At 70.3% G+C, this 768-nt stretch carries 1 protein-coding gene and 1 pseudogene; both read left to right on the top strand.

Annotated elements, in window-relative coordinates; genetic code table 11:
- Positions 1-631 (top strand): annotated as a pseudogene (locus PV682_RS44140) (type I-E CRISPR-associated endonuclease Cas1e); the annotation flags it as partial.
- On the top strand, positions 628-768 hold a 141-nt coding region (gene cas2e / locus PV682_RS44135), incomplete at its 3' end, for a type I-E CRISPR-associated endoribonuclease Cas2e (protein WP_319738618.1). The pseudogene PV682_RS44140 and the gene cas2e, both read left to right, overlap by 4 nt.

The raw sequence follows: 768 nt of genomic DNA, 5'->3' as shown, positions 1-768 counted from the left end.
CGACGAAGACCCCTCGACGAAAACCCGCCAGCAGCTCCTCAGCATGGAAGGCCGAAGGGTCAGGGACTGCTACCACCAGGAAGCGGCGCGTACGGGGGTGGTATGGCGCCGACGCGAGTACCACCACGGCGACTTCAGCGCCGGCGACGCCCCCAACCAGGCGGTGACCGCCGCCGCCCAGTGTATGTACGGCATCGCCCACGCCGTCGTCGCCGCACTCGGCTGCTCACCCGGCCTCGGCTTCGTCCACTCCGGACACGAACGCTCCTTCGTCCTCGACATCGCCGACCTCTACAAGACGGACATCGGCATCCCGGCCGCCTTCGACGCCGCCGCCCACGGCGAACAGGACGTCGCCACCCGCACCCGGCGCGCACTGCGGGACCGCATCAACGCGACCGGCCTCCTGGACCGCTGCGTCCGCGACATCAAAACTCTCCTCCTCCCTCACCACACCGCCCCGCCGCCGGACGACACGACCGACCGGATGACCCTCCAGTCGGACGGCGGCCTCCTGCTCCCCGGCGGCCAGAACCACGACCGTGCCCCGGCGCAGAACCCTGCGACGGAGACCTCCTTCATGGAGATCCCCACCACGCAGGACCCCACGTGGGAAGACCCCATCTGGTGACCGTCATCGTCCTCGCCAACTGCCCCGCCGGCCTGCGAGGCTTCCTCACCCGCTGGCTCCTCGAAATCTCCCCCGGCGTCTTCCTCGGCGCCCCCTCCGCCCGCGTCCGCGACATCCTCTGGGAAGAAGTCCGCCAG

It is taken from the genome of Streptomyces niveiscabiei (assembly GCF_033794345.1).
GTDB lineage: Bacteria > Actinomycetota > Actinomycetes > Streptomycetales > Streptomycetaceae > Streptomyces > Streptomyces niveiscabiei.
Note: the sequence above shows the minus strand (reverse complement) of the source record. Positions and strands in the feature narration are given on the sequence as shown.